This is a genomic window from Streptomyces sp. NPDC001920, assembly GCF_053594495.1.
The window spans coordinates 304,414-331,081 of sequence record NZ_JBSFEP010000003.1 but is presented as its reverse complement, the minus strand read 5'-3'; the positions used below and the strand labels follow the sequence as shown (position 1 = coordinate 331,081).

Genomic DNA, 26,668 nt, shown 5'->3' with positions numbered 1-26,668 from the left:
CGAAAGCGGTGGTACGGCGGGCTCGGCGGCCGGGCCCTAGCGGAAACGGAACGCCTTCATCACCCGCAGGCTCCGGCTCATGAACTGCGCGTACTTCTCGTCGTCCATGCCCAGCGACGGCGCCATCGGCAGCAGCCTCTGCTGGGCGATCGTCTGGGCCTCCGTGTACTTGAGGATGCCCTCGGAGCCGTGGCGGCGGCCGAGCCCGGAATCCCTCATGCCGCCCATGGGTGACTGGACACTGCCGTACGCCGAGGCGTAGCCCTCGTTGACGTTCACCGTGCCGGTGCGCAGGCGGGCGGCGACCTCGCGGCCACGGCGGCCGTCCTTGGTCCACACGGACGAGTTGAGGCCGTACGGCGTGGAGTTGGCGAGTTCTATCGCCTCGTCATCGGTCTTGAAGCGGTAGAGGGAGACGACGGGACCGAAGGTCTCCTCGGAGCAGACGGCCATCGGCGCCTCGACGCCGTCGAGGATGGTCGGCTCGAAGAAGTACGGGCCGATGTCGGGCCGTGCCGCACCGCCCGCGACGAGCTTGGCGCCCTTCGCCACCGCCTCCTCCACGTGCCGGGTCACGGTCTGCAGTTGGCGTTCGCCCACCAGGGAGCCCATGTCGGCCCCGTAGGCCAGGGACTTGCCCAGCCGCATCGCCTTGGTGCGGGCGGCGAAGCGCTCGACGAAGGCGTCGGCGACGGACTCGTGGACGTACAGCCGCTCTATGGAGATGCACAGCTGGCCCGCGGAGGAGAAGCAGGCGCGGACGGCGCCCGCGGCGGCCTTCTCGATGTCAGCGTCCTCCAGCACCAGCATGGCGTTCTTGCCGCCGAGTTCGAGGGAGACGCCGACCAGGCGGGCGGCGGCGCCCTGGGCGACCTCGCGGCCGGTGCGGGTGGAGCCGGTGAAGGAGACGTAGTCGGCGTGCCGGACGACCTCGGGGCCGATGACCGGGCCCTCGCCGAGGACGACCTGGAAGACGTCGGCGGGCAGACCGGCCTCGATCAGCAGGTCACGGGCCCACAGGGCGGTGAGGCAGGTCTCGGTGTCGGGCTTCATCACGACCGCGTTGCCCGCGACGAACGCCGGGAGCGCGTCGCCGACGGACAGCTCCAGGGGGTAGTTCCAGGGGGCGATCTGGCCGACGACGCCGCGCGGGTGGCGCAGTTCGGTGACGCGGGTGAGCGTGGGCATGGCGCCCGCGTGCCGCTTCGGCCTGAGGTAGGCGGGGGCCTTGCGGCCGTAGTGGCGGGCCGCGACGGCGACGGCCTGCACCTCCTCGTGGGCGTGCAGTCGGGCCTTGCCGGTCTCCAACTGGATGAGGTCGAGGACCTCGGCCTGGCGTTCGAGCACCAGGTCGTGGAAGCGGAGCAGGACCGCGGCACGCTGCCGCACGGGCACCTGCGCCCAGACCGCCTGGGCCGCGCGGGCCGTGTCGAACGCCTTCTGCACGTCCTCCGGCGTGGATTCGGGCAGGTCGGCCAGCTTCTCGCCGGTGAACGGCGTGTGGTTGGCGGTGCGACCGGAGCCGGCCACGTCCTTGGTGAGCTGGGCCACCAGTTCGGGAGTGACCACGTCGGCGGCGGTACGGGCGCCCTCCGGGGCGGGGGCGAGGGGGTTGGTGCCGGTCTTGGCCGGGGCCTGCGCGTCCGTCATGAGGCGCAGGGTATGCCGGAGCGAGGGCTTTGTGTACCCGTCGGTAATAGGGATTCACCGACTGCACACATGCCGCCAGTGTTCACTGGCAACAAACGCGCTGATCAGGGCCTCGCCGAGTCATTCGATCTCGAGTCGGTCACGAGCGCCCTTGAAGACCGCGGTGCCCTTCTGCTCCGAGGGCGTGCCCTTGGGCATGTCGACACGCAGTTCGTACATGCGGTCGTCACCGGTGACCACGAACAACTGCATGACCCGGGTCGGGGACTCCTCCTTGTCGTAGGTGGTGTCCGACAGGACGGCGTCGTAGCCCTTGAAGACGGTGCGGGTGGCCTGGCTGCTGGCGTCGTGGTTGTACTTGTTCCAGGTCTCGTGCGCGTACTGCGCCTGGTCGAGCAGCGGGCGGGGCGACCTGTCCCACTGGGTGAGGCGGACCTGGACGAGGCCGATGTCGTAGACGACGAGCCGGGGCCGGCCGCTCGCGCCGCCCTCCCGTGCGGCCTCCTTGTACTCGGCGGGGAGAGAGAGGACGGCGGCCATGTCCTTGTGCCGGTGCGCGATCCAGGTGCCGGGGGCGGGGGTCGCGGTCCGCTCCGGGGTCGTCGGGGACGAACTGCGGGCGGTCACCGTCTGCTTGGGGGCGTCGCCCTCGCCGAAGGGGAAGCAGGACGCGGTGAACCAGGTGGCGACGGCGAGGAGGACGCCCAGCGCCGCGACGGGAACCGGACGGAGCAGGCGGCGGCCCCCGCGCTCGCGGATCGAGGAGGTGGGGTCGGACGTCGCCCCCCGCGCCGACGCGGACGTCACCTCGGCCTCCGGCTCCGGCTCGCCCTCCCCCTCGGGCGCCGCCGTACCCCGCAGCCGTACCGTCCCCGGATCCTGCGCCGCCTCCCGCGGCTCCGTCGCCTCCGGTGCCCCCGCCCCGGCCGCGCCGCTCACGGGATCCGGCACCGGCCGTCCCTGCGCCACCGGTTCCGGCACCGGCCGTCCCTGCGCCACGGCCTCCAGAACCGCCCCGGTCTCCTCCGGGCCGGGCCGCTCCTGCGGTTCCTTCGCCAGCAGCCGCACGATCAGCGGCCCCAGCGGCCCCGCCTGCTTCGGCTCGGGCGGATGCGCCCCCAGGATCGCGGCGAGCGTGGACTCCAGGGTCGTACGGCGGAACGGGGACCAGCCCTCCACGGCTGCATAGAGCAGCACGCCGAGCGACCACAGGTCGGAGGCGGGGCCGGCGCCGCTGCCGGACATCCGCTCGGGGGCGATGAACTCCAGGGAGCCGACGAACTCGCCGCTGACGGTGAGGGATTCCTCGCCCTGGATGTGCGCGATGCCGAAGTCGGTGAGGACCACGCGGCGGTGGGGGCCGAGCAGGACGTTGGCGGGCTTGACGTCCCGGTGGACGATGCCGACGGCGTGCGCGGCGCGCAGGGCACCGAGGACGGCGAGGCCGATGCGGGCGGCCTCGGTCGCCTCGACCGGGCCGCGCCGCAGGACCTCGTGCAGGGACTCACCGCGGACCAACTCCATGACGATCCACGGCAGTCCGTCCTCGGCGACGACGTCGTGGATGGAGACGGCGGCCGGATGGTCGACGCGGGCGGCGGCGCGGGCCTCGCGGTAGAGCCGGTGGGCGGCCCGCTGATGGGCCTCGTCCTCCGGGTCGCCGGGCAGCCTCGGCTGCTTGACTGCGACCTCGCGCTCCACCAGCTCGTCGATCGCCCGCCAGACGGTGCCCATCCCGCCGGAGCCGATGCGCTCGACCAGCCGGTAACGCCCGCCGATCACCCGGCCGTTGGGGCTGGTGCCGCCACCGTCGTTGCTCATCCCCCATGACTACCTTGCGAGGCCGACCGTTGGCCAGTTCAGAGCTTGTCGATGTCCAGGTTCGCGATGGCTGTCCGCGCCACCTCGCGTCCGCGGTCCGTGAAGTCACCCTCGCCCGGGTAGCTGACGGTGAGCTTGTACATGTCGCCGGCGGAGGTCCTGTAGTAGAACATCCGCATCTCGCGCGGGCGCGGGTCCTGGATGTCGGTCGTCGTGTAGCGGATCAGGTTCTCGGCGGCCTTCCTGCCCTGGTACGTGGTCCCCTCGGGCTCCGTCTTCGGGTTCGCCGGCATGCCGACCTCGGACCTGCCGCTCTGCTTGAAGTCGCCGTCGTCGTCGTACATCTCGGCGGCCGCGGAACCGGCGATGGCGTTGGTGGAGTCCTCGGCCTTCTTCTCCAACTCCAGGTCGAGCCAGATGACGCCGCTCGCGTCGCTGTACCTGACCCAGTGGCCGTCGTCCGTCTCCTCGGGCCGGGTCGGCTTGTAGCCCGCGGGAACCGCGAGCGTCGCACCGAGGGCCTTCTCGTGATGCGTGTCCCAGCCGTCCGGCAGCGGCCCGGCGAACGGGTCGACGATCACCAGGTACGCCGCCACCGCGGCCGCCACGACCGCCGCGCCGAGCCCGAGCAGCGCCTTGCGCCCCAGCCGGACGCCTGCCCTGGCGGCTTCGGGGAGCCGTACGGCCTGGGTGACGGCCGGCGCCGGCGGGTCGGCCGCCTGCTCCAGCAGCGCGCGCGTCCGGGCGGCGTTCGGGCGGCGGGCCGGGTCCTTCTGCAGGAGGCCGTTGATGGCCTCGGCGAGCGGGCCCTGCGCGGAGGCGGGTGGCGCGGGCGTGGCGTTGAGGACGGACTGGAGGGTCGCGGGGGTGTTGCTGCGGCGGAACGGCGAGACGCCCTCCGACGCCGCGTACAGCACGACGCCCAGGGACCACAGGTCGCTCGCCGGGCCGGGCCGCTGGCCCAGGACGCGCTCGGGCGCGATGTACTCGGGCGAGCCGACGAAGCCGCCGGTGTCGGTGAGGTTGGTCTCGCCCTCGATCTGGGCGATGCCGAAGTCGGTGAGGACGACCCGGTCGTGACGGCCGAGGAGGACGTTGTCCGGCTTGACGTCGCGGTGCAGGATGCCGGCCGCGTGGGCGGCCTCCAGGGCGCCCAGCACCTCCAGGCCGATTCTCGCCGCCTCCCGGGCGTCGAGCGTGCCCTCCTGGAGCAGGGCCCCCAGTGAACGGCCCTGCACCAGCTCCATCACGATCCACGGCCGGTCGTCCACGACGGCGACGTCATGCACGTTCACGACCGCCGGATGGTCGAGGCGGGCCGCGGCACGGGCCTCGCGGCGCATCCGCTCGTAGGCGTTGGCACGTTCACGTTCGGGAAGGTGGTCGGGTACGCGGGGCTCCTTGACGGCGACCTCGCGGTCCACCGTCTCGTCCTTGGCCCGCCAGACCGTGCCCATGCCGCCGTGCCCCAGCTTGGCGAGGAGCCGGTAGCGGCCGGCTATCAGGCGTCCGGTGCCGGGGGCCGGGTCGGTGGGACGGGCGGGGGGCATGGCGGGGGGCGCGGAAGGAGGAGCGGAAGGCGCCACCTGCTGCGGTACCGCCCCGGCGGGAGCCGCATACGGGTTGTCCGGATGGGGCACGGGCGGGGACGGGTTCGGCCGCGGCGGTCGCAGTTCAAAACTCGTGGGCTCGTCGGACCGGTAAGGGGCTCCCCCGTTGCTGCTCATGGCTCCATCCATATCGCGGCAAGCGGTCACGCATCCAGCGTGCACGCTTTCCGGTCACAGAGCCGTGACCCCCGTCGCCACTTATTTCCCCTTCATCCAGGGTTGCCGCCGGACGCGGGCGGCGCCGGGCGGGCGGTGCCGGACGGCGGGGAGGCGCCGGGTGTACGGGTCCGACTCGCCGTTGCGGTGGGACCCTTCGTGGCCGTGGGTGTCACGGTGACCGTCGGCCGCACCGTGACCGTGGGCCGCACCGTGACCGTCGGTTTCACCGTGACCGTCGGCTTCACCGTGACCGTGGGCCTCCCTGTGGACGTCGGCCCGCCGGAGGTCCCCGGCGCCGGACCGGTGGGCACCACACCCCCGTCGCCGCCCCCGTTCACCAGCAGCGCCGCCGCCGACACCCCGGCCACGGCCATCGCGGCGACCAGCACCGCGGTGGCCAGCTTGGTGCGCGCGGGGTAGCGCGGCTCCACCCTGCCGAACCGTTTCGGCACCCTGGTGAGTCCCGTCTCCAGGAACTCCCGCAGCATTCGCTCCGCCCCCTCCGCGTCCAACCGCCGCCCGGGGTCCCGCTGCAGCAGCCCGTGGACGACGGGCAGGATCGGCTCCGCCTGCGCGGGCGGACGTATCTCGGCGGACACGACGGCGAGCACGGTGCCGCTCAACGAGTCCCGCCGGAAGGGCGATTCACCGCTCAGCGCCGCGCACAGCAGCGCCCCCACCGACCACAGGTCGGATGCCGGCCCCGTTCTGGCCCCGGACATCCGCTCGGGCGCGGTGTACTCGGGCGAGCCGACGAACGAGCCGGACTCGGTGAGGGTGCTGGTGCCGCGCACCTGGGCGACACCGAAGTCGGTGAGCACGACGCGGTCGGTGCCGTTCTCGATGAGCACGTTGGCCGGTTTGATGTCCCGGTGCAGCACCCCGGCGGCATGTGCCGTGCGCAGCGCGTTCAGCAGATCGGCTCCGATCCGCGCGGCCTCCGGCGCGTCGACGGGCCCGTACGTCGCGATCCGGTCGGCGAGGGAGTCGCCGTCGATCAACTCCATGACGATGTACGGTCGTTCGTCGTCCTCGATGACGTCATGGACGACGATCACATGCGGATGGCTCAGCTGCGCCACCGCCTGGGCCTCGCGCAAGGTGCGCTCACGCTGCCGCCTGGCCTCGGCCGCGGAGAGCGTCTCGTCGAGGGGGAGCTCCTTGACGGCGACTCCCCGTCCCAGCAACTGGTCGGTCGCCCGCCAAACGACGCCCATGCCGCCGCGACCGAGTCGCTCCTCCAGGCGGTAACGCCCCGCGATCACACGGAAGTTGGCCCCCTCGGTCCCCATGCGCCCCATCATGCCGCACCGGACGGATCGACTCCGGGATGCCGATCGGCCAACTATGCAAAGCAGCAAAGGCTGTCAAATACCGCCCGGCCGCCACAAAACTCAGGGGCTGCTCGCCTGCCAGCCCTTCAGCACCGCCGAGAACTGCTCGAGCGTGGCGTCCCAGTCCTCCTCGGGCGAGGACATGTAGATCGCGTACTCCGTCCCGTCCCGGTCGATGTACGCCTGGTCGATGGCCCGGCGAGGCCCGGGGAAGGGGTCGTCCTTCGGCTGCGCGGTCCAGGTGTACTCCCACAGGGAGCCGTCGCGGTCGCGGTACACGTTCCGTTCCAGCGACACCGTCTTGTAGTCGACCAGCCTCTTCAGCTCTTCCGCCAAGTCGCGCATGTGGTCGTAGGCGTTCGCGAAGTCGGGCGAGGTGTCGACGGCGATGCGCACGAAGTGCTCGCCGCCGTCGGGCGAGTAGTCGACCTGCTGGAGGCCCTGGAACTCCTTGCCGACCACCTTCCGCTTCCATCCCTCGGGCAGGTAGAGCCTGAACCCCAGCGGGTCGTCGACGGGCTTCCAGGACGCGGGCACTCCGGCCCCCGGCCCCGGCTCGCCGCTTTCCGTGGGGTCGGGCGAGGACGAGACCGACGTGCCGCCGCCCTCCCGGAGCCCCCACTCGTGCAGCACCACCGCGGTGCCCCCGCCGACGATCGCGGCGAGCGCGACGACGAGCGCGAGCGTACGCAGCCGCCGGCGTCTCGGGGGCCGGGCGGCGGACGGGCCGCGGGTGCCATGGGTGCCGTGGGTGCCGTGGGCAGTGCCGGTGCCCGTGGTGTCGTACGGCGGGCCGGCGGCCGTCGACGCGCTCGGACCGGCCATCGGGGGGTACGGCGTGCCGATCGGGGTCTGTGTGCCGGTGCGCGCGGCGGGCCCCGCGTACGCCGGCCCGGAGCGCGCCGCGGTCCCGGTCTGCGTGGGTCCCGTGCGCCCCTCCGGCTCGTACCGCGTGTGCTGCGTCGGCACGTACGCCTGCGCCGCGTTCGGCTGCCTGCCCTCCGCCGCCTCGGCCAGCATCTGCTCGGCCTCGGCGGCGTCCGGCCGGGTGGCCGGATCCTTGCGCAGCAGGGCGCTGATCACGGGCGTGAGCGGGCCGGCATGCCGGGGCTCGGCGGCTTCCTCCTCGACCACCGCCTGCATGGTGCCCAGCGGCGAGGTACGACGGAAGGGCGAACGGCCCTCCACGGCCGTGTAGAGCGTCGCGCCGAGCGCCCACAGGTCGGAGGCGGGGCCGGGGTCATGGCCCCGGACGCGCTCGGGGGCGAGGTAGTCGACCGAGCCGACGACCTCTCCGGTGCGGGTGATGGTGGTGTCGCCCTCGATCTGGGCGATGCCGAAGTCGGTCAGCAGGACCCGGCCGTCGTCCTCGGAGAGCAGGACGTTGCCGGGCTTGACGTCGCGGTGCAGGACGCCGGCGGTGTGCGCGGCGCGCAGGGCCCGCAGCACCCACAGGCCGATGCGCGCGGCCTCGGTCGGCTCGACGCGACCGCGCTCCTTGACCGCGTCGGCCAGTGAGTGGCCCTCGACCAGCTCCATCACGATCCAGGGCCGGCCGTCGTGCTCCAGCACGTCGTGCACGGTGACGACGGCGGAGTGGTTGATACGCGCCGCGGCCCGCGCCTCGGCACGGGTGCGCGCGAGCAGCCGGTCCAGGTCGCTCTCGGAGACGTAGAGCGCGGCGGTCAGTTCCTTGATCGCCACGGCCCGGTGCAGAACCTCGTCATGCGCACGCCATACACGGCCCATACCGCCGCTGCCGATCGCGTCGGCGAGCCGATAGCGCCCCGACACGAGCTGGCCCTGCATCTGATTCACGTCGCCCCGCAATGTTCTTGACACAGTCAGATTAGGGACCGGCCGACGTGACCGGAACCACGGGGGTGCCAAGGAGACCGCACTGTGATGGTTGTCGCTTTCGCTGCCGCGAAGCAACCATCACGCAGGGTTCGCAGGGAAAACCACTCGGTGACCCGCACTACCGTCGGTAGCCCGTCGGTGACGTCGGTAGGCCGCCGGTGGCGTCGGTGGGCGCTCGACAGTGTCGGTATGCCCTCGGCGGCCTTGGTTTGGAGCGTCAGCCGGTGAACTTGTAGGTCGCCGACGCCTGATCGAACAACCGTGTCACCTCGTCCCGCTCGGCCTCCGGGCCGCGCAGCTGCACGACGTGGTACCGCCCCTCGATCAGGATCGCGAGATTGCGCACGTACAGTTCGCGCCCCTGGTCGTCGGTCCAGGTGAACTGCCCCTCGGCCATGGACCGCTCGCCGACCTTGATGCTCTTCAGCCCGCTGGAGGAGGCCCAACTGGAGTCCCGGTACGGCTGGAGTTCCCGCTCGTGCTCCCGCTGGTAGACCATGGGGTCGCTGCCGTACTGGTCCGCGGTGTCCCGGCCGGGTACGACGATGAGGTCGAAGTCGCCGTGCGCGTACACGACCTGCCCGCGGCCGTTCTGCGCTGTGCGGTTCCATCCGTTGGCCACGGCGACCTGGAAACCGGCCGCGTCGTCGCGCACGGTGAAGCCGTTCGGCACATCGGGGCCGGTGGTCTGCGTCTCCTCCGAACCGGCTTCGTCCGAAGGGCTGTTGCCCGAGCCCGGGGACGTCTGGTCGGGCCGCGGCTCGCTGCTGGCCTCGGGGGTCCGCTCGGGCGCCGTCTGCTCGGGCCGGCCCGCGGCACCGGTGCGGTCGGCGTCGGCCGTGGCGCCGGCGCCCCGGTCGGCCTTGGGCATGAACAGCATGGCGTACGCGATCGCCGCGGCCATGCCGAGCAGGACGAGCAACAGCAGCGTGCGGCCGAGCCGCCTGGGTGAACGCGGCGCCGGCCTGGCCCGCTTGTGCCGTCCGTGGTGCGCGGGCAGCCCGGCCCGGCGGCGGCGCACCAGCTCGCCGCGACGCCTCACGATCGGCAGCCGCTGCGGGTCGGCCGGCGGGACGGCGACCACGTGCGCACCGGCCTCCGGCTCGGGCGCCGACCGCACGAGTGAGCGCAGCCAGCCCCTGAGCTCCTCGAAGTCGGAACGTTCGGTGGGGTCCTGACGCAGCAACGACTCCACCACCGGCCGCAGCGGCCCGCACTCCTCGGCGAACGCGGGCGGCTCCGCGCACACCATCTGCACCAGCTCGGCCGTCGACTCCTCCGGATACGGCGCATGCCCCTGCACGGCCCGGAAGAGCAACGCCCCCAACGCCCACAGGTCGGTCGCGGGCCCGATCGGCGCCGCCAACCGCCAGTTCTCGTGCACCGGACCGGCCTGCTCCGGCGCCCAGCGCTCGGTCACGGGTCCCACCACGGCCATCCGCGCCTGCCGGGCCCGCTCCGCGGCGAGCGCGGTGGTGGGGCCGCGGTGGGCGGGGGTGCCGGCCACGAGGTCGTTCCAGCGGGTCGGGGGGTGGGAGGTGTCGGGGGGAGGAGGCGCGGCGGCGCCCTGCGCCGGGACACCGGCGGTGCCGGGGAACGCGCCGAAGGCGGGCGGCTGCGGGCGCGGCTGCGCCGGGGGCAGTGCCGTGCGGTCACGGTGCTCGTCCCTCGGCGCACCGCCGCGGGGTGCGGCGCCGTGCCAGGACGCGGCCCGCACGCCGTACGGGTCGGCTATCTGGCCGGGGGGCGCGATGCTGCCGCTGCCCGAGGGGTACGGCTGCTGCGCCGAACCGTTGGCCAGGGCGGCCGGGCCGCCTTCCGGCGCCGAGCGGGCCCCGGGCAGTGCCGCCCGTCCGCTCTGCTGCGCCTCCTGCACCCTGGCCGCGGCACGTGCCCCCGCCCGGTACGCGGCGATCGCTCCGGCCCGCGCGGCCCTGATGTCCCCACCGGTTTCCAGCACACCGTTCGCTGCGGCACCGGGCGGCCCGGCCTCACCGTCCGCGTCACCCCCGGGCGCCGGAAGCCCGCCGGTGGCACGCGCCTCGATGGCGGCACGCCTCGCGGCCTCGGGGTCCACGCCCGCGGGTTCGGGACCGCCGATCCCGCCGCCCGCGGCCGGCCCGCCGCCGAACGCCCCGGCCTCATCACCGCCTTCACCGTCCTCGACCGGCACCGGGTCGTACCCGCACAGCGCCTCTTCGGCCGCGCCGACCGCGAGCCCGGTCAGCATCACCCTGCCGTCGTCGCAGACGAGCACCGTGCGTGCCGTGATGTTGCGGTGGACCCAGCCGTGGGCGTGCAGCACCCGCAGCGCCGTGAGGACGTCGGAGGCGACCTCGGCCGCCCGGTACGGCGTCAGCGGCTTCTCGGCGAGCAGCGCGGCCAGCGGACGTGCTGCCACCAACTCGCTCACTATCCACAGCGAACCGCCCTCGGCGAACACGTCGAAGACCTGGTCCAGCCGAGGATGGTCGGGGATCCGCGCCGCGGCCTGCGCGGCCTCGACCGCCCGCCGCACGGCGGGATCGCCGGGCCGGCGGTTACTCGAACGCGCCGAGCCCCGGTGCCCCGCCCCAGGGTCCCGGCCGTCCCGCACGTCCCGGGCGGTGAAACCGTCCGGCAGGCCCTCCGCGTCGAGCACCTCCGCCTCGACGACCTCCGGCAACGGCACCTGCCGGACCAGCACTTCCTGCCCGCTGTAGGTGTCGAAGGCCCGGCTCTCGGTGAGTTCGTACTCGTCCGAGGGCGGCAGCGGCAGGCGGTAGCGGTCGGCCAGCACCCGACCCGCATAGTCGTCCACGTTGCCTCCCCCGGCCGCCCGGTTGGTCAATTCCGCTCGCCTAGCGTCCCGTTCCGGACGCACGACTGAATGCGCACGGTCCGCAAACACTCACGATACGTGCCGGAGGCAACCTGCAAAGAGCGGTTGCCGTATCTCACGGCCCAAACCGTGCCGTCGCGCCCCCGCCCCTGGGCGGACGCTCACTTCACGACTTCGGCTGGAACGATTCCGTCAGCGTCCGCCAGGTGTCCTTGCGCAGGTCGCTGTCCCAGTCGGCGGCCTTCGCCGTGTACATCAGCGCGTAGGCGAGATGGTCGTTCACGACGAAGCCACGGTCGATCGTCCGGTACTTCGTCCCGCCCTCGACATAGGTGAACTCCCAGTCGGCGGCCTTCCAGTCCCGGTAGTCCACCGCCTCTATCCGGATCTTCTTGTACTGCGAGCGCACCATGAACCGCTCCTGGTTCTTCCAGTCCGCCACCGGGTCGCTCTTCGGCGTGGACGTCCAGGGCAGGAGCAGCTTCTGACCGTCGGGCCCCGTGAAACGGTCCCCTGCAGACCCCGAGGACTGGAACTTCCAGCCCTTGGGCAGCCCGATCGAGTACCCCTGGCTGCCCTTGTACGTCGACACGGCCCCGCTGTCACTTCCGGACCCAGCCCCGGCACCGCTCTCGCCGGTCGCGCTCGCCCCGGCACTCGGCTCCTTCCCGGCCTCGCCGGAGCCGGACCCGGCGCCGGCCTTCCCGGACCCGGACTCGGCGCCGTCCGTGTGCGTGCCGCCCTTCTCCTTCTGCTTGGTCTCGGCACTCCCGCTCGCACTGGCGGCAACCTTGCTCCCGCCGTCCTTCCCCGACGCCTGCGAGTCGCCGAAGCCGTTGATGACGAGGGCCAGCACCACACCGATCACGGCGAGCGCCACGACCACCGCGATGATCACCAGCGTCCGCTTCGGCACCACGTCGGTGAGCGGCGCCCTCGGCACGGGCCGCTGCGGCAGGTCCGGCGGCGGCATCACGGGCCACCCCGAACTGCGCGCCGCACCGTCACCGTCGGCCACCGTCTTCGCGTCCCCCTCGCCGGAGCCCGCACCGGCACCAGAACCGACAGCGGCACCGGAGCCGGCAGCCGCATCGCTCTCGGAGGACCGGCCGGAACCGGCGACGCCGGGAGACACCACGGACCCGCCGGTGCCCGTGGACGGTTCACCGGCCGATCCACCGGACGCTCCGTCACGGCCCCGCTCCGCGGCTCCCGGAACAGCCGTCGCGTCCTCGGCCCCGGTACGGCCCGCCGCCGCCCCGGCGGCCCCCGCGCTCACCGCGGCCTTCCGCACGGAACGCAGCGCCCCGCGCAACCGCTCGGCGGCCTCCTCGCCCCGCTTGCTCCCGGCGCCGGCGCCCGAACGGCCCTTGCCTCCCGCCCGGTCGGGCTGCGGCGGCAACGGCACGACCCTCGTCGCGTCCATCGCCGACTCCGGCTCGTCCTTGGGGGCGGGCGCGTGGATGACGGCGTTGAGCATCGCCCGCGCACCGGCGTCGTCGAGCCGCTTGGCAGGATCCTTGGTCAGCAGGCCGTAGATGACGTCCCTCAGCGGCCCCGCGTTCTTCGGCTCCTCCAGCGGCTCGGTCATCACCGCCGTGAGTGTGGCGATCGCGGAACCCTTGTCGTACGGCGGCACTCCCTCGACCGACGCGTACAACAGCCCGCCCAGCGACCACAGGTCGGCCGCCGGGCCCGGCTTGTGGCCGCGGGCCCGCTCGGGGGAGATGTAGGAGGGGGCACCGACGAGCATGCCGGTCGAGGTGATGGACGGGTCGCCCTCGACCTGGGCGATGCCGAAGTCGGTGAGCACGACCCGGTCGGTGTCGGACTCCAGCAGGACGTTCGACGGCTTCACGTCGCGGTGCAGGATGCCCTCGCGATGGGCGGACCGCAGCACGTCGAGGATGGCCAGACCGACCTGGGCCGCCCGCTTGGGCTCCAGCAGGCCGTCCTCCCGGATGACCTCGGCGAGCGACTTGCCCTCGACGAGCTCCATCACGATCCACGGCCGGTCGTCCTCCTCGACCACGTCGTAGACCGTGACGGCGCTGTTGTTGCGGATCCGCGCGATCGCCTTGGCCTCCCGCAGGGTGCGCGTGATCAGCCGCCGCTTCTCCTCCTCGTCGATGTTCGACGGGAACCGCAGCTCCTTGACGGCGACCGTCCGCCCAAGGGTCTCGTCCTCGGCCCGCCACACCGTGCCCATGCCGCCCCGGCCGAGCACACCGCCCAGCCGGTACCGATCCGCGAGGAGACGCTCACGGTCGTCCTGACGAGTGTCCTGACGAGATGTCCCCGCCCGCTCCGCCTCCGACATGCGTCCCCTCATACAACCCGCCCTGACAGAGCCTCCATTGTCTCTCACCCGACAAGTGCCCGACGCCCAGGGTGCCCGACGCCCCACCACACCACCGCACGGCCCGGGCCTCCCGGCCGCGACACGCCCGAACCCCGCTGAATCATCGATTCCGGTACCGGGCATGATGAGCGCGGCCAAGGAAGGGACGCGCATGGCACGACCGGCGACGCCGCTGTTTCGCACGCTCCTGGGCATACCTGTGTCTGTGTCCCTTCTCGGTCTGCTCTCGGTGGCGCTCCTCGTCGTGGCCCCGGCGGCCTCGCCGCTGCCGCCGGCACGACCGACGGGTGCGCTGGTTCCGCTGCTCGTCACCCGGGGCAAGGCCCCCGCCGCGGCCCTGCTGGCCCGTGACGAGTCCGGCACCCGCTATGCCCAGGACGGCCAGGGCCTCGCGGCTGACCACCACTTCCGGGCCGGCAGCATGACGAAGACCTTCATAGCGACGGTCGTTCTGCAACTGGCCGCCGAACGACGGCTCTCCCTCTCCGACACGGTGGAGCACCATCTGCCGGGCCTGGTACGCGGGGCGGGCAACGACGGGCGCGCGCTGACCCTTCGTTCCCTGCTGACCCACACCAGCGGGCTGTACGACTTCACCGCCCGGACCCGGGGCACCGTCCCCTTGACGCCGATTCAGGCCCTGCGCATCTCACTCACCCACCCCCCTGCCGCCCCGGGCGACTATTCCTACTCGAACACCAACTACGTCCTGCTCGGGCTGATCGTCGAACGGGTCACCGGCCGTTCCTACGCCGCCGAGGCCGAGCGCCGCGTCATCGCTCCACTGGGGCTGACCGGGACCTCCTTTCCCGGCTCCCGCACTTCGCTCCCCCTCCCGCACGGCCGTGCCTACGCCACCGACGGGACCGACGTCACCGAACTCGACCCGCGAGTGGCCGGCGCGGCCGGTGAACTGGTGACCACGCTCGCCGACCTCGACCGCTTCTACGCCGCACTGCTCGGCGGCCGGCTGCTGCCCCCGCGCTGGCAGCGCGAGATGCTCGACACCCGTGCCGCGCATGGCTCGTACGGCATGGGAGTCTTCCCCTCGAAGTTGCCGTGCGGCACCGTCGTATGGGGGCACAACGGGCGCATCTCCGGCAGCTACGTGCGCTCCGCGGCCACCGTCGGCGGTCGCCATGTCCTTACTTTCCGGGTGAACACGACGGCGATCGCAGATCCCGGCCTCGAACCCCGGCTGCTCGCCGCCGAGTTCTGCCCTCGCACCTCGTAGAACGGTCGAGGTCCGAGAGGTGCTCCCGTCACCCGCCACTCGTTCGGGTGACGTTCCCGCCGGGCCGGGGCCGCTGCTGCCCCACCGACGCGGCACGCCCGGCGCACGACGGCACCGCCTACAACGGAACGATGTCCGGCGCTCCCAGCCGCGCCGCGTCCGCCGTCAGGTCGTCGGGCTGTCGCTGCGACTCCCGCTCGGCCTCCACCCGCTTCTGGTAGTGCTCGACCTCGCGCTCGATGTGGTCCGTGTCCCAGCCCAGCACCGGCGCCATCAGTTCGGCCGCCTCGCGGGCGCACCGGGTGCCCCGGTCGAAGGTCTCGATGGAGATGCGGGTCCGCCGTGTCAGCACGTCGTCCAGGTGCCGCGCCCCCTCGTGCGAGGCGGCGTAGACGATCTCGGCACGCAGGTAGTCGTCGGCGGACTGCACGGGCTCGCCGAGCGCGGGATGCGCGGCGATGAGTTCGAGCACCTCCTCCGCCAGCGATCCGTACCGGTTCAACAGGTGCTCCACGCGGACCACATGAAGACCCGTCCGCGCCGCGATCCGCGCCCGCGCGTTCCACAACGCCCGGTACCCCTCCGCGCCCAGCAGCGGGATGTCCTCCGTCACGCACTCGGCGACCCGCATGTCGAGACCGTGCACGGCCGCGTCCACCGCGTCCTTGGCCATCACCCGGTACGTCGTGTACTTGCCGCCGGCCACGACGACGAGCCCGGGCACGGGGTGGGCCACGGTGTGCTCGCGCGAGAGCTTGCTGGTGGCGTCCGACTCGCCGGCCAGCAGGGGCCGCAGTCCCGCGTACACACCCTCCACGTCGTCCCTGGTGAGCGGTACCGCGAGCACCGAGTTCACGTGCTCCAGCAGGTAGTCGATGTCCGCGCTGGACGCGGCCGGGTGGGCCTTGTCGAGGTCCCAGTCGGTGTCGGTGGTGCCGACGATCCAGTGCCGACCCCAGGGGATGACGAACAGCACGGACTTCTCGGTGCGCAGGATGAGCCCGGTCGTGGAGTGGATGCGGTCCTTGGGCACGACCAGGTGGATGCCCTTGGAGGCGCGTACGTGGAACTGCCCGCGCTCCCCCACCATCGACTGGGTGTCGTCGGTCCACACACCCGTGGCGTTGACGATCTGCTGGGCGCGGATCTCGTACTCCCCGCCCCCCTCGACGTCCTGCACCCGCGCCCCGACGACCCGCTCGCCCTCGCGCAGGAACCCGGTCACGCGCGCGCGGTTGGCGACCTTCGCGCCGTAGGCCGCCGCGGTGCGCACGAGGGTGGCCACATAGCGGGCGTCGTCCATCTGCGCGTCGTAGTACTGCAACGCGCCGACCAGGGCGTCCTTCTTCAGGGCAGGGGCCACGCGCAGGGCGCGACCGCGGCTCAGGTGGCGGTGCATGGGCAGGCCGCGGCCGTGGCCCCGGGCCATCGACATGGCGTCGTAGAGCGCGACACCCGAACCGGCGTACCAGCGCTCCCAGCCCTTGTGCTGCAACGGGTAGAGGAACGGCACCGGCTTCACCAGGTGCGGGGCGAGCCGCTCCAGCAGCAGACCGCGCTCCTTCAGCGCCTCGCGGACGAGGGCGAAGTCGAGCATCTCCAGATAGCGCAGGCCGCCGTGGATCAGTTTGCTGGACCTGCTGGACGTGCCCGACGCCCAGTCACGGGCCTCGACCAGGCCGGTGGACAGTCCGCGGGTCACCGCGTCGAGGGCGGTGCCCGCACCCACGACACCGCCGCCCACGACCAACAGGTCCAGCTCGCGCTCGGCCATTGCTGCGAGTGACTCGGCGCGTTCCGCCGGTCCCAGTGTCGCTGTCCTCACGCTGCCTCCCGCTCATCGGTCGCGTAGGCCGCACCCGTCGGGCGAAGCCCGGTTCCTACCTCCCCTGCCCAGAATTCTGACCGGGTTGCCCGACTTCAGCCACTACTCGCCCTCAGCCTGTGGACAACACTCCGGGAAACGCGATCATCCAATCCCGCAAATCGGTCATATTTACTCCTAGTCTGACATTGCGCTCCCTCGTTCTGTCCACAGGGCTTGCGCACCTGCTCCACTTCGGTTACTGGGAAGGACGGCCCACGCCATGCCCGCAGATCTCGCCGTCATCGGACTGGGCCCGTACGGCCTGCCCCTGGCCAAGGCCGCCGTCGCCGCCGGCATCCCCACGCTCGGTTACCGGACGGGACCCGAGGTGGGCTCCCTCAGCCCGGCCGAACTGCGCCGCATGCATTCGGGGGGCTTCCGGCACGCCACCAGCCCCGCGGAACTCGGCCGGGTCCGCACCGCCGTCATCTGCCCGCCGACCCCGCGCGGCGCCGACGGCGGACTCGACCTCGGCCAGGTCGAGGCGGCCGCCCACGCCCTGGCCGGGCGGCTGCGCCCGCACACCACCGTCATCCTGGAGTCCCCGGTGCCTCCGGGCACCACCGAGAACGTCCTGCTCCCGCTCCTCGAAGAGGGCTCGGGCCTGCGCGCCGGACGCGACTTCCACCTCGCCTACTCCCCCAGCCGCGTCGACCCCGGCAACCGCGACTTCAGCCCCACGAACACCCCCAAGGTGATCGGCGGTCTCACCCCGGCCTGCACCGAGTCCGCCGCCGCCTTCTACGGACGGCTCACCGACAAGGTGGTACGCGCGCGTGGCCTGCGCGAGGCGGAGACCGTGCAGGTGCTGGAGACCAACTTCCGGCACGTCAACATCGCCCTCGTCAACGAAATGGCCGTCCTCTGCCATGACTTGGGCGTCGACCTGTGGGACGTCATCCGCTGCGCGGAGACCAAGCCCTTCGGCTTCCACGCCTTCCGCCCCGGACCCGGCGTCGGCGGCCACGCCGTCCCCCAGGACCTCACCGGCCCCGCCGGCCGCACCCTGCGCATGGTGGAGCTGGCCCAACAGGTCAACAACCAGATGCCCCGCTACGTCATCCAGCGCGCCGCCGCCCTCCTCAACGAGCACGGCAAGTCCGCGCGCGGCGCCCGCGTCCTCCTTCTCGGCGTCACCTACAAACCCGATCTCGCCGACCAGCAGTCCACGCCCGCCGAGGAGGTCGCCGTACGCCTGTTGCAGCTGGGCGCGTCCATCAGCTACCACGACCCCTACGTCCCCTCCTGGAGCGTCCTGGACCGGCCGGTACCGCGCGCGGACGCCCTGTACGAGGCGGTCGCGGACGCCGACCTGACGATCCTGCTCCAGCAGCACCGGACGTACGACCTGCAAGGGCTGTCGGTGAAGGCCCAGCTGTTGCTGGACACGCGGGGGGCCGCGCCCACGGGGGCGGCGCATCGGTTGTGAAGAGGGGCGCGTGGGCGGACGGGCACCCGGGGCTGGTGGCACGCGGGTCGCGGCGCGGGTACCTTACGGAGACAGGTGGAGCCCACCGCAGAGGGCACTGCGGCAGGCTCCTGGATGGATCACGGAGTGTCCGCCCCTAGTTGCTCTGGGGGCGGACACTCACCATCCGAAGAGACGCAAGACCCACCTCCTGCGGCACTTCACCATCCGCAGACGGATCCGGTCCCAGCGGGTGGGCTTGCGGTGGCGGCCCATCGGCGCCCCCCTCCACGGCACCGCCCAGTAGCCCGGTGGACGGTCCGTCGGAATCGGGCCGGGCCCCGAGGAGCGGGGTCCGGACCAGGTCCTTGGAAGGGGGCGCTCCAGCAACCTGGGCCGCCGATACGGACGTTATCGCCGCCGGCCCGGCTGACCAGGCCGTATCCGTGTCGAACGCAACCACGCGCCCCCGCGCCGCGCCACACGCCCCGCGGGGCGCCCACGGCATGCGAAAGGGCCGGTCGCCTCACCGGCGACCGGCCCTCGGCACGTCGTACGGACTACCGCTGGTGCTGCGAGTCCGCCACCGTCACCTCGACCCGCTGGAACTCCTTCAGCTCGCTGTAGCCGGTCGTGGCCATGGCCCGGCGCAGGGCACCGAAGAAGTTCATCGAACCGTCGGGGGTGTGCGACGGGCCCGTCAGCACCTCCTCGATCGTGCCGACCGTGCCGAGGTCGACCTTCTTGCCGCGCGGCAGCTCCTCGTTCACGGCCTCCATGCCCCAGTGGTTGCCCTGGCCCGGCGCGTCGGTGGCGCGCGCGAGCGGGGAGCCCATCATCACCGCGTCGGCGCCGCACGCGATGGCCTTGGGCAGGTCGCCGGACCAGCCGACACCGCCGTCCGCGATCACGTGCACGTACCGGCCGCCGGACTCGTCCATGTAGTCCCGGCGGGCCGCCGCCACGTCCGCGACCGCCGTGGCCATCGGAACGCGGATGCCGAGGACGTTGCGCGTGGTGTGCGCGGCGCCGCCGCCGAAGCCGACCAGGACGCCCGCCGCGCCGGTGCGCATCAGGTGCAGGGCCGCGGTGTAGGTGGCGCAGCCGCCGACGATCACCGGGACGTCGAGCTCGTAGATGAACTGCTTCAGGTTCAGCGGCTCGTGCGAGGACGAGACGTGCTCCGCGGAGACCGTCGTGCCGCGGATGACGAAGATGTCCACGCCCGCGTCGACGACGGCCTTGGAGAACTGGGCCGTGCGCTGCGGGGAGAGCGCCGCGGCGGTGACCACGCCCGAGTCGCGCACCTCCTTGATGCGCTGCCCGATCAGCTCCTCCTTGATGGGAGCGGCGTAGATCTCCTGGAGGCGACGGGTCGCCGTCTCGGCGTCCAGGCCGACGATCTCGTCGAGGAGCGGCTGCGGGTCCTCGTAGCGCGTCCATAGACCCTCGAGGTTCAGCACGCCCAGACCGCCGAGCTCGCCGATGCGGATGGCGGTGGCCGGGGAGACGACCGAGTCCATGGGGGCCGCCAGGAAGGGCAGCTCGAAGCGGTAGGCGTCGATCTGCCAGGCGATCGAGACCTCCTTCGGGTCCCGCGTACGACGGCTCGGGACGACGGCGATGTCGTCGAAGGCGTACGCCCGGCGGCCGCGCTTGCCGCGCCCGATCTCGATCTCAGTCACGTCTGTGGCCTTTCCCTGATGCGTTTCAGCGTCTTCCAGTATCGCCGACGGGCACGACAAGGGCGGCCCCGGAGGTTCCGGGGCCGCCCTCGGGAAGCCTGGCGACTACTTACGGCTGTAGTTCGGCGCCTCGACCGTCATCTGGATGTCGTGCGGGTGGCTCTCCTTGAGGCCCGCGGAGGTGATCCGCACGAAGCGGCCCTTGGTCTCCATCTCCCCGATGGTCGCCGCGCCCACATAGCCCATGGTCTGGCGCAGACCGCCGACGAGCTGGTGCAGCACGTTGGCCAGCGGACCGCGGTAGGGCACCTGGCCCTCGATGCCCTCGGGCACGAGCTTGTCGTCGGCGGCGACCTCGGCCTGGAAGTAGCGGTCCTTCGAGTACGACCGGCCCTGGCCACGGGACTGCATGGCGCCCAGCGAGCCCATGCCGCGGTACGACTTGAACTGCTTGCCGTTGATGAACTGCAGCTCGCCCGGGGATTCCTCGCAGCCCGCGAGGAGGCTGCCCAGCATCACGGTGTCGGCGCCGGCGGCCAGCGCCTTGCCGATGTCGCCGGAGTACTGCAGGCCGCCGTCGCCGATCAGCGGGACACCCGCCGGACGGGCCGCGAGGGACGCCTCGTAGATGGCCGTGACCTGCGGGACGCCGATACCGGCGACGACCCGGGTGGTGCAGATCGAGCCGGGGCCGACGCCCACCTTGATGCCGTCGACACCGGCGTCGATCAGCGCCTGGGCGCCGTCGCGGGTGGCGACGTTGCCGCCGATCACGTCGACGCCGACAGCCGACTTGATCTTCGACATCCAGCTGAGGGCGTTGCTGTTGTGGCCGTGCGAGGTGTCGACGACCAGGAAGTCCACCCCGGCCTCGGCGAGCGCCTGGGCCCGCTCCAGGGCCTCGGGGCTGGCGCCCACGGCGGCACCGACGATCAGGCGGCCCTCCGCGTCCTTGGCGGCGTTGGGGTACTGCTCGGCCTTGACGAAGTCCTTGACGGTGATGAGGCCCTTGAGGATGCCCGCGTCGTCGACCAGAGGAAGCTTCTCGATCTTGTGGCGGCGCAGCAGCTCCATGGCTTCGACACCGGAGATCCCGACGCGCCCGGTGACCAGCGGCATCGGGGTCATGACCTCGCGCACCCGGCGGGTCCGGTCGTTCTCGAAGGCCATGTCGCGGTTGGTGACGATGCCGAGCAGCTTCTTGTCGCCGTCGGTGACCGGTACACCGCTGATGCGGAACTTGGCGCACAGCGCGTCGGCCTCGGCCAGGGTGGCGTCCGGGTTCACGGTGATCGGGTCGGTGACCATGCCGGACTCGGAGCGCTTGACCAGGTCGACCTGGTTGACCTGGTCCTCGACGGAGAGGTTGCGGTGCAGCACGCCGACGCCGCCCTGACGGGCCATGGCGATCGCCATGCGGGACTCGGTCACCTTGTCCATCGCGGCCGAGAGCAGGGGGATGTTCACCCGGACGTTGCGGGAGATGCGGGACGAGGTGTCGACCGCGTTGGGGAGCACCTCGGATGCGCCCGGCAGCAGCAGCACGTCGTCGTAGGTCAGCCCGAGTGTCGCGAATTTCTCGGGCACTCCGTCGACGTTGGCAGTCATGACACCTTCCCCAAATGGCCTTGATCGGTGCGGATGTCCATGCTAACGGGAAGCACGGCTGTCTCATTCCACGGTTCTGGGTCGCTCCAGGCTTCGTATGTTCGTACGGAACCCGGGGTGCGCCTGTTCAGATGAGACCGGCGGACGGGGAGCCGTGGCGGATGCCCGGACCCCCCCGTGGCGCCGGTGTACACCGCCTTGACGGCCTGTCGCCGTCGCGTTCCACGGAGAGCTCCGTCGCGACGGAAAGATCGTCTTCTACTGCTCGGCCAGGGCGCGCAGGCGGCTGAGCGCCCTGTGCTGTGCAACCCGGACCGCACCGGGTGACATTCCCAACATCTGGCCCGTCTCTTCGGCGGTCAGTCCCACCGCGATCCTCAGCAGGAGCAGCTCCCGCTGGTTCTCAGGCAGGTTGGCCAGCAGTTTCTTGGCCCATTCGGCGTCGCTGCTCAGCAGCGCGCGCTCCTCCGGGCCCAGGGAGTCGTCCGGCCGCTCGGGCATCTCGTCCGAGGGGACCGCCGTGGAACCCGGGTGCCGCATCGCCGCCCGCTGCAGGTCCGCGACCTTGTGCGCGGCGATGGCGAAGACGAACGCCTCGAAGGGGCGGCCGGTGTCCTTGTAGCGCGGCAGCGCGAGCAGGACGGCGACACAGACCTCCTGGGCGAGGTCCTCGACGAAGTGGCGGGCGTCACCCGGGAGGCGCGACAGCCGGGTACGGCAGTACCGCAGCGCCAGAGGGTGGACATGCGCGAGCAGATCGTGCGTGGCCTGCTCGTCCCCGTCCACGGCGCGGTGGACGAGTGCACCGATCGCTCCTGCGGCTTGGGCCGCCTCGTCGTCGCGCATCGGTCCATGGTGCCTTGCGGCCGTACGGTCCGTGGCATCGCGCCCGATGTTGTGCACCGAAGCGTTATGAGCAGGTGCGCCGGAACTCATCCCCTGCGCCCTCCCCTTCCGCTCGACCGACTCGTCCCCGAGAGACTCCACATCTCAAGGATGCGGCATCGGCGCCGAAACGAGCAGCGGGCACCCGGCGGGCCGCTCCGTCGCCCCCGCCCACCTCGCGGTGAACGCGCCGGACCGCCCCGCGAAAAGCAGCCCCGCCCACCACACGGCGGGCGGGGATCCCCGTGCCCCCGCTGAGGCCCACCTACCGGACCAGGCCCCACCGGAAGCCGAGCGCCACCGCGTGCGCGCGGTCCGAGGCGCCGAGCTTCTTGAACAGGCGTCGGGCGTGCGTCTTGACGGTGTCCTCGGAGAGGAACAGCTCGCGGCCGATCTCGGCGTTGGAGCGTCCGTGGCTCATGCCCTCCAGCACCTGGATCTCACGTGCCGTGAGCGTCGGCGCGGCACCCATCTCGGCGGACCGCAGCCGGCGCGGGGCGAGCCGCCAGGTGGGGTCGGCGAGGGCCTGCGTGACGGTGGCGCGCAGCTCGGCGCGCGAGGCGTCCTTGTGCAGATAGCCGCGGGCACCGGCGGCGACCGCGAGGGCCACGCCGTCCAGGTCCTCGGCGACGGTGAGCATGATGATGCGCGCACCGGGGTCGGCGGACAGCAGCCGCCGTACGGTCTCGACGCCGCCCAGACCGGGCATGCGTACGTCCATCAGAATCAGGTCCGAGCGGTCGGCGCCCCAGCGGCGGAGGACTTCCTCGCCGTTGGCCGCCGTCGTCACGCGCTCGACGCCGGGCACGGTCGCGACCGCGCGGCGGAGCGCCTCTCGGGCAAGCGGGGAGTCGTCGCAGACGAGGACGGATGTCATGGCCGCCCTCCGCAGCTGATGCACGTCACCTTGAGCCTCCAGGCTGGTACGAAATCGTCACCTGTGCGGTCGACCGTCTCGGACGCCTGCCCGAGCGCTTGTTGCTTCAACCGCCTCGCCCTCTCAACGACGGTCACTCGAAAGAGTTACGGGGCCGTGTGCCATCTTCGGCACTCTACGTGAGGGGGCGGATACGGGGCAGACATGCGCGGCGGACCCACAACGTTTCATCACAACCCATGCCCCATTCAGCCCTTTTTCTTCCCGTTTGTTGGCGTTTGGAGCTAGATTCGCAATGAGTCATATTTTCATCTCCTTAGATCGTAGATGTACGGTCGTGAACACCGTATCCGCCCAGAACGGCTACAAGGGGTCACGCAATGGCAGATTTCTCCCGCCTTCCCGGACCGAACGCGGACCTGTGGGACTGGCAGTTGCTCGCCGCCTGTCGCGGGGTGGACAGCTCGCTCTTCTTCCATCCGGAGGGCGAGCGCGGGGCGGCTCGGAGCGCTCGTGAGAACTCGGCCAAAGAGGTCTGCATGAGGTGCCCGGTACGCGCGCAGTGCGCGGCGCATGCGCTGGCGGTACGCGAGCCGTACGGCGTCTGGGGCGGCTTGACCGAGGACGAGCGCGAGGAGCTCATGGGACGGGCCCGCAACCGGCTGGTCTCGGCGTCGACGACCAGCGGAGAGACCGCCTCGCACAATTGAAGGAACGTTTCTGCAACAGGGGCACGCACACGCGTGCCCTTTCTTGTCGCTACCGGGCCGCGGCGTGCGCCAGCTGCTCGAGCGTCGCCGTCACCGCGGGCACCTGCGCCAGATCGGGCAGGGTGAGGGCGACGATCTCCCGCCGCACCGCCGGCTCCAGCGTCACCGTGCGTGCACCTCGGGGCCGTACCGACTCGACCGCGAGCTGGGGCAGGACGGCCACCCCCAGTTCGGCGCCGACCAGGCCGACGACCGCCGGGTAGTCGTCGGTGGCGAAGTCGATGCGGGGCGTGAAGCCGGCGCCCTCGCACACCTCGATCAACTGGCCGCGGCAGCGGGGGCACCCGGCGATCCAAGGCTCGGCCGCGAGGTCCTCGATGGCGACGGCACGCGCGCGTGCCAGCCGGTGCCGCTCGGGCACGAGGGCGACGAGCCGGTCGGTCAGCAGCGGGCGTACGACGAGGTCGTCCCACTCACCTGCCGGTGCGCCCGCGGCACCTTCGTAGCGGAAGGCGAGGGCCACGTCGCAGTCACCCTCGCGCAGCATCTCGACGGACTTCGGCGGCTCGGCCTCCTCCAGGGAGACGCGGGTGCCCGGGTGCGCGGCACGCAGGGCGGCGAGGGCGGTCGGGACGAGGGTGGAGCTGCCGCTGGGGAAGGAGACGAGGCGCACGCGGCCCGCCCGCAGGCCCGCGATGGCGGCGACCTCCTCCTCGGCCGCGGTGAGCCCCGCAAGGATCCCGGCGGCGTGCCGCACCAGCGCCTCGCCGGCCTGGGTCAGCCGCATCTCACGCCCGCTGCGGACCAGCAGCGGCGTACCCACGGACGCCTCCAGGGCCTTCATCTGCTGACTGACCGCGGGCTGGGTGCAGCCCAGTTCGCGCCCCGCCGCGGAGAAGGAACCGGTGGCGGCGACGGCGCGCAGCACACGGAGATGACGAGCCTCGATCACCCGCCAAGCATAAGTGAGCCTTGGGCGTCGCAGCGAATAACGCATGGACGCTTTGACTACGGGTCGCCTACCGTGCCGCCATGAAGCTTCTGTCTGTGAACCTCGGCCGCCGGACGCACGTGCCGTACACCGATCACCCGGAGGGCCTGACCGGCATCGACAAGCGGCCGGCGCAGGGGCCGGTACGGGTGGCGGCGCCCGGCCCCAAGGGGGTCGGGGCCAGCGGAGTGGCCGGGGACGACGTGTGCAGCACGCGCTACCACGGCGGCGACGACCAAGCCGTGTACGCGGTCGCGCGCGAGGACCTCGACGACTGGGAGCGCGAGCTGGGGCGGCCTTTGGCCAACGGCCAGTTCGGCGAGAACCTCACCACGGAGGGCCTGGACGTCTCGGGTGCGCTGATCGGCGAGCGCTGGCGGATCGGGCCCGACGTGGTGCTGGAGGTCACCTCCGGGCGGATTCCCTGCGCCACCTTCCAGGGCCACCTGGGTGAGAGGCAGTGGGTGAAGCGGTTCACGGCGAAGGGCGCGCCGGGTGCGTACCTGCGCGTGATCGAGCCGGGCGAGGTCCGGGCGGGCGACGCGATAGAGGTCGTCCATCGCCCTCGCCACGAGGTGACGGTGGCGCTGCAGTTCCGGGCGGTGACCACGGAGCGGGCCTTGCTGCCGCGGCTGCTGGAGGCGGGTGAGGCGCTGCATCCCGAGTGGGCGGAGGCGGCGCGCAAGTACGTGGCGAAGTACGGGGGCTGACGGTACGTCCGCCGGGGAGCGCGCCGCGGCCGCCGTGCGGATACGGGCGGGTGAGCGAGTGATGCTGCGCAGCATCGCCGGTGCGCTGCGGCCCTCGCCCGGCTTCCCCGGCTTACTGGGCGAGTTGGAGCCACCCGACGGCGTCGGCGCGGTGCGGGGCGGGCACCGGGCGGCGGGTCGCGGCTGTGCCGTCGGCCCACACGGGCCACGGGCCGGGCTGAGAGCCGACAGGGGAGCGGAGGTGGGCAGTCCGGGGTCACTAACCTTGCGCCATGACAACGGCACTGATTACGGGTTCGACCGCGGGCATCGGCGCCGCGTTCGCGAGGCGGCTGGCGGCCGACGGGCATGACCTCGTCCTGGTGGCCCGGGACACCAAGCGGCTGCGGGAGCAGGCGACGGAGCTGCACGACCGGCACGGCATCGAGGCGGAGGTGCTCACGGCCGACCTGGCGGAGGACGACGGCATCGAGGCCGTCGCCGCACGCCTCGGGGATCGCAGGAACCCCGTCGACCTGCTGATCAACAACGCCGGCTTCGGCAACAAGGGACGCTTCCTCGATGTCTCCATGGCCGACGAGCTGAAGATGCTCAAGGTGCACTGCGAGGCGGTACTGCGTCTGACGTCGGCGGCGACGGAGGCGATGCGGGAGCGGGGGCGCGGGGGTGTCGTCAACGTCGCCTCGGTCGCGGCCTTCGTGCCGCGGGGGACGTACGGCGCGTCCAAGGCGTGGGTCGTGCAGTTCACGCAGGGCGTGGCGCGGGATCTGGCGGGCAGCGGGGTGCGGCTGATGGCGCTGTGCCCGGGGTTCGTGCGGACCGAGTTCCATGAGCGGGCCGGCATGGGGACGGACAACATCCCGGGCTGGATGTGGCTGGACGCGGACAAGCTCGTGGCGGCCGCGCTCGGCGATCTGGCGAGGGGGAAGTCGTTGTCGATCCCGGATCCCCGGTACAAGGCGTTGATGGGACTGGTGAAGGTGGTGCCGCGCGGGGTGCTCGGGGGGATCACTTCCCGGACGGGGCGCAAGTACGGGCCGCAGTAGCGAAAGCCGGCGGGCGCCGACCGGTGCGCG

Annotated in this window: 18 protein-coding genes; 5 read left to right on the top strand and 13 right to left on the bottom strand. The window is 72.1% G+C overall.

Annotated features, from left to right (window positions below):
- Window positions 1-36: 36 nt before the first annotated feature.
- The 7 genes from ACWCPI_RS06820 to ACWCPI_RS06790 all read right to left on the bottom strand — a co-directional run bounded on the left by ACWCPI_RS06820 (window position 37) and on the right by ACWCPI_RS06790 (window position 13,575).
- Window positions 37-1,650: a succinic semialdehyde dehydrogenase gene (locus tag ACWCPI_RS06820; RefSeq protein ID WP_451037062.1), complete on the bottom strand. Its 1,614-nt coding sequence runs from the start codon at window positions 1,648-1,650 to the stop codon at window positions 37-39.
- 120 nt (window positions 1,651-1,770) lie between these two features.
- Window positions 1,771-3,471: a protein kinase domain-containing protein gene (locus ACWCPI_RS06815; RefSeq protein WP_451037061.1), complete on the bottom strand. Its 1,701-nt coding sequence runs from the start codon at window positions 3,469-3,471 to the stop codon at window positions 1,771-1,773.
- A gap of 38 nt (window positions 3,472-3,509) precedes the next feature.
- Window positions 3,510-5,198, bottom strand: coding sequence for a serine/threonine-protein kinase (locus ACWCPI_RS06810; protein ID WP_451037060.1), 1,689 nt, complete (start codon window positions 5,196-5,198; stop codon window positions 3,510-3,512).
- A 92-nt stretch (window positions 5,199-5,290) separates the two neighbouring features.
- Entirely contained in the window at window positions 5,291-6,541 is a 1,251-nt protein-coding gene (locus ACWCPI_RS06805; protein WP_451037059.1) for a serine/threonine-protein kinase, read from the bottom strand.
- A gap of 93 nt (window positions 6,542-6,634) precedes the next feature.
- Window positions 6,635-8,383 (bottom strand): serine/threonine-protein kinase, encoded by a 1,749-nt coding sequence (locus tag ACWCPI_RS06800; protein ID WP_451037201.1) that lies wholly within the window; start codon window positions 8,381-8,383, stop codon window positions 6,635-6,637.
- Window positions 8,384-8,651: 268 nt separating this feature from the next.
- Window positions 8,652-11,234 (bottom strand): protein kinase, encoded by a 2,583-nt coding sequence (locus ACWCPI_RS06795; RefSeq protein ID WP_451037058.1) that lies wholly within the window; start codon window positions 11,232-11,234, stop codon window positions 8,652-8,654.
- Window positions 11,235-11,421: 187 nt separating this feature from the next.
- Window positions 11,422-13,575, bottom strand: coding sequence for a serine/threonine-protein kinase (locus ACWCPI_RS06790; RefSeq protein WP_451037057.1), 2,154 nt, complete (start codon window positions 13,573-13,575; stop codon window positions 11,422-11,424).
- A gap of 193 nt (window positions 13,576-13,768) precedes the next feature.
- On the opposite strand from ACWCPI_RS06790, the gene ACWCPI_RS06785 reads away from it, so the two are divergent.
- On the top strand, window positions 13,769-14,851 hold the full coding sequence (locus ACWCPI_RS06785; RefSeq protein WP_451037056.1) for a serine hydrolase domain-containing protein: 1,083 nt from the start codon (window positions 13,769-13,771) through the stop codon (window positions 14,849-14,851).
- A gap of 118 nt (window positions 14,852-14,969) precedes the next feature.
- Here the strand turns inward: ACWCPI_RS06785 and ACWCPI_RS06780 are convergent, their stop codons facing one another.
- Window positions 14,970-16,676, bottom strand: a complete 1,707-nt coding sequence (locus ACWCPI_RS06780) for a glycerol-3-phosphate dehydrogenase/oxidase (protein ID WP_388809492.1) — start codon at window positions 16,674-16,676, stop codon at window positions 14,970-14,972.
- A 262-nt stretch (window positions 16,677-16,938) separates the two neighbouring features.
- Here ACWCPI_RS06780 and ACWCPI_RS06775 point away from each other — a divergent pair, with 262 nt between their 5' ends.
- Window positions 16,939-18,147 (top strand): nucleotide sugar dehydrogenase, encoded by a 1,209-nt coding sequence (locus ACWCPI_RS06775; RefSeq protein WP_451037055.1) that lies wholly within the window; start codon window positions 16,939-16,941, stop codon window positions 18,145-18,147.
- Window positions 18,148-18,686: 539 nt separating this feature from the next.
- On the opposite strand, the gene ACWCPI_RS06770 is transcribed toward ACWCPI_RS06775, so the two are convergent.
- The 4 genes from ACWCPI_RS06770 to ACWCPI_RS06755 all read right to left on the bottom strand — a co-directional run bounded on the left by ACWCPI_RS06770 (window position 18,687) and on the right by ACWCPI_RS06755 (window position 23,181).
- Window positions 18,687-19,811 carry a GuaB3 family IMP dehydrogenase-related protein gene (locus tag ACWCPI_RS06770; RefSeq protein WP_019754799.1) on the bottom strand — a complete coding sequence of 375 codons (1,125 nt, stop codon included), beginning with the start codon at window positions 19,809-19,811 and terminating at the stop codon, window positions 18,687-18,689.
- Between the two features lie 105 nt (window positions 19,812-19,916).
- Window positions 19,917-21,419 (bottom strand): IMP dehydrogenase, encoded by a 1,503-nt coding sequence (gene guaB, locus ACWCPI_RS06765; protein ID WP_451037054.1) that lies wholly within the window; start codon window positions 21,417-21,419, stop codon window positions 19,917-19,919.
- A 258-nt stretch (window positions 21,420-21,677) separates the two neighbouring features.
- Window positions 21,678-22,265, bottom strand: coding sequence for a sigma-70 family RNA polymerase sigma factor (locus ACWCPI_RS06760; protein WP_003998749.1), 588 nt, complete (start codon window positions 22,263-22,265; stop codon window positions 21,678-21,680).
- Window positions 22,266-22,569: 304 nt separating this feature from the next.
- Window positions 22,570-23,181, bottom strand: a complete 612-nt coding sequence (locus tag ACWCPI_RS06755) for a response regulator transcription factor (RefSeq protein ID WP_003948568.1) — start codon at window positions 23,179-23,181, stop codon at window positions 22,570-22,572.
- A 380-nt stretch (window positions 23,182-23,561) separates the two neighbouring features.
- Between ACWCPI_RS06755 and ACWCPI_RS06750 the strand changes: the two genes are divergently transcribed.
- Window positions 23,562-23,891: a WhiB family transcriptional regulator gene (locus ACWCPI_RS06750; RefSeq protein WP_451037053.1), complete on the top strand. Its 330-nt coding sequence runs from the start codon at window positions 23,562-23,564 to the stop codon at window positions 23,889-23,891.
- A 49-nt stretch (window positions 23,892-23,940) separates the two neighbouring features.
- Here ACWCPI_RS06750 and ACWCPI_RS06745 read toward each other — a convergent pair whose 3' ends face one another.
- Complete coding sequence (locus tag ACWCPI_RS06745; RefSeq protein WP_451037052.1) at window positions 23,941-24,843, bottom strand: LysR family transcriptional regulator; 903 nt, start codon at window positions 24,841-24,843, stop codon at window positions 23,941-23,943.
- Between the two features lie 80 nt (window positions 24,844-24,923).
- Here ACWCPI_RS06745 and ACWCPI_RS06740 point away from each other — a divergent pair, with 80 nt between their 5' ends.
- Both ACWCPI_RS06740 and ACWCPI_RS06735 read left to right on the top strand, forming a co-directional pair.
- Window positions 24,924-25,592: an MOSC domain-containing protein gene (locus tag ACWCPI_RS06740; RefSeq protein WP_451037051.1), complete on the top strand. Its 669-nt coding sequence runs from the start codon at window positions 24,924-24,926 to the stop codon at window positions 25,590-25,592.
- Between the two features lie 272 nt (window positions 25,593-25,864).
- Window positions 25,865-26,638 (top strand): SDR family NAD(P)-dependent oxidoreductase, encoded by a 774-nt coding sequence (locus ACWCPI_RS06735; RefSeq protein WP_451037050.1) that lies wholly within the window; start codon window positions 25,865-25,867, stop codon window positions 26,636-26,638.
- Window positions 26,639-26,668 lie beyond the last annotated feature (30 nt).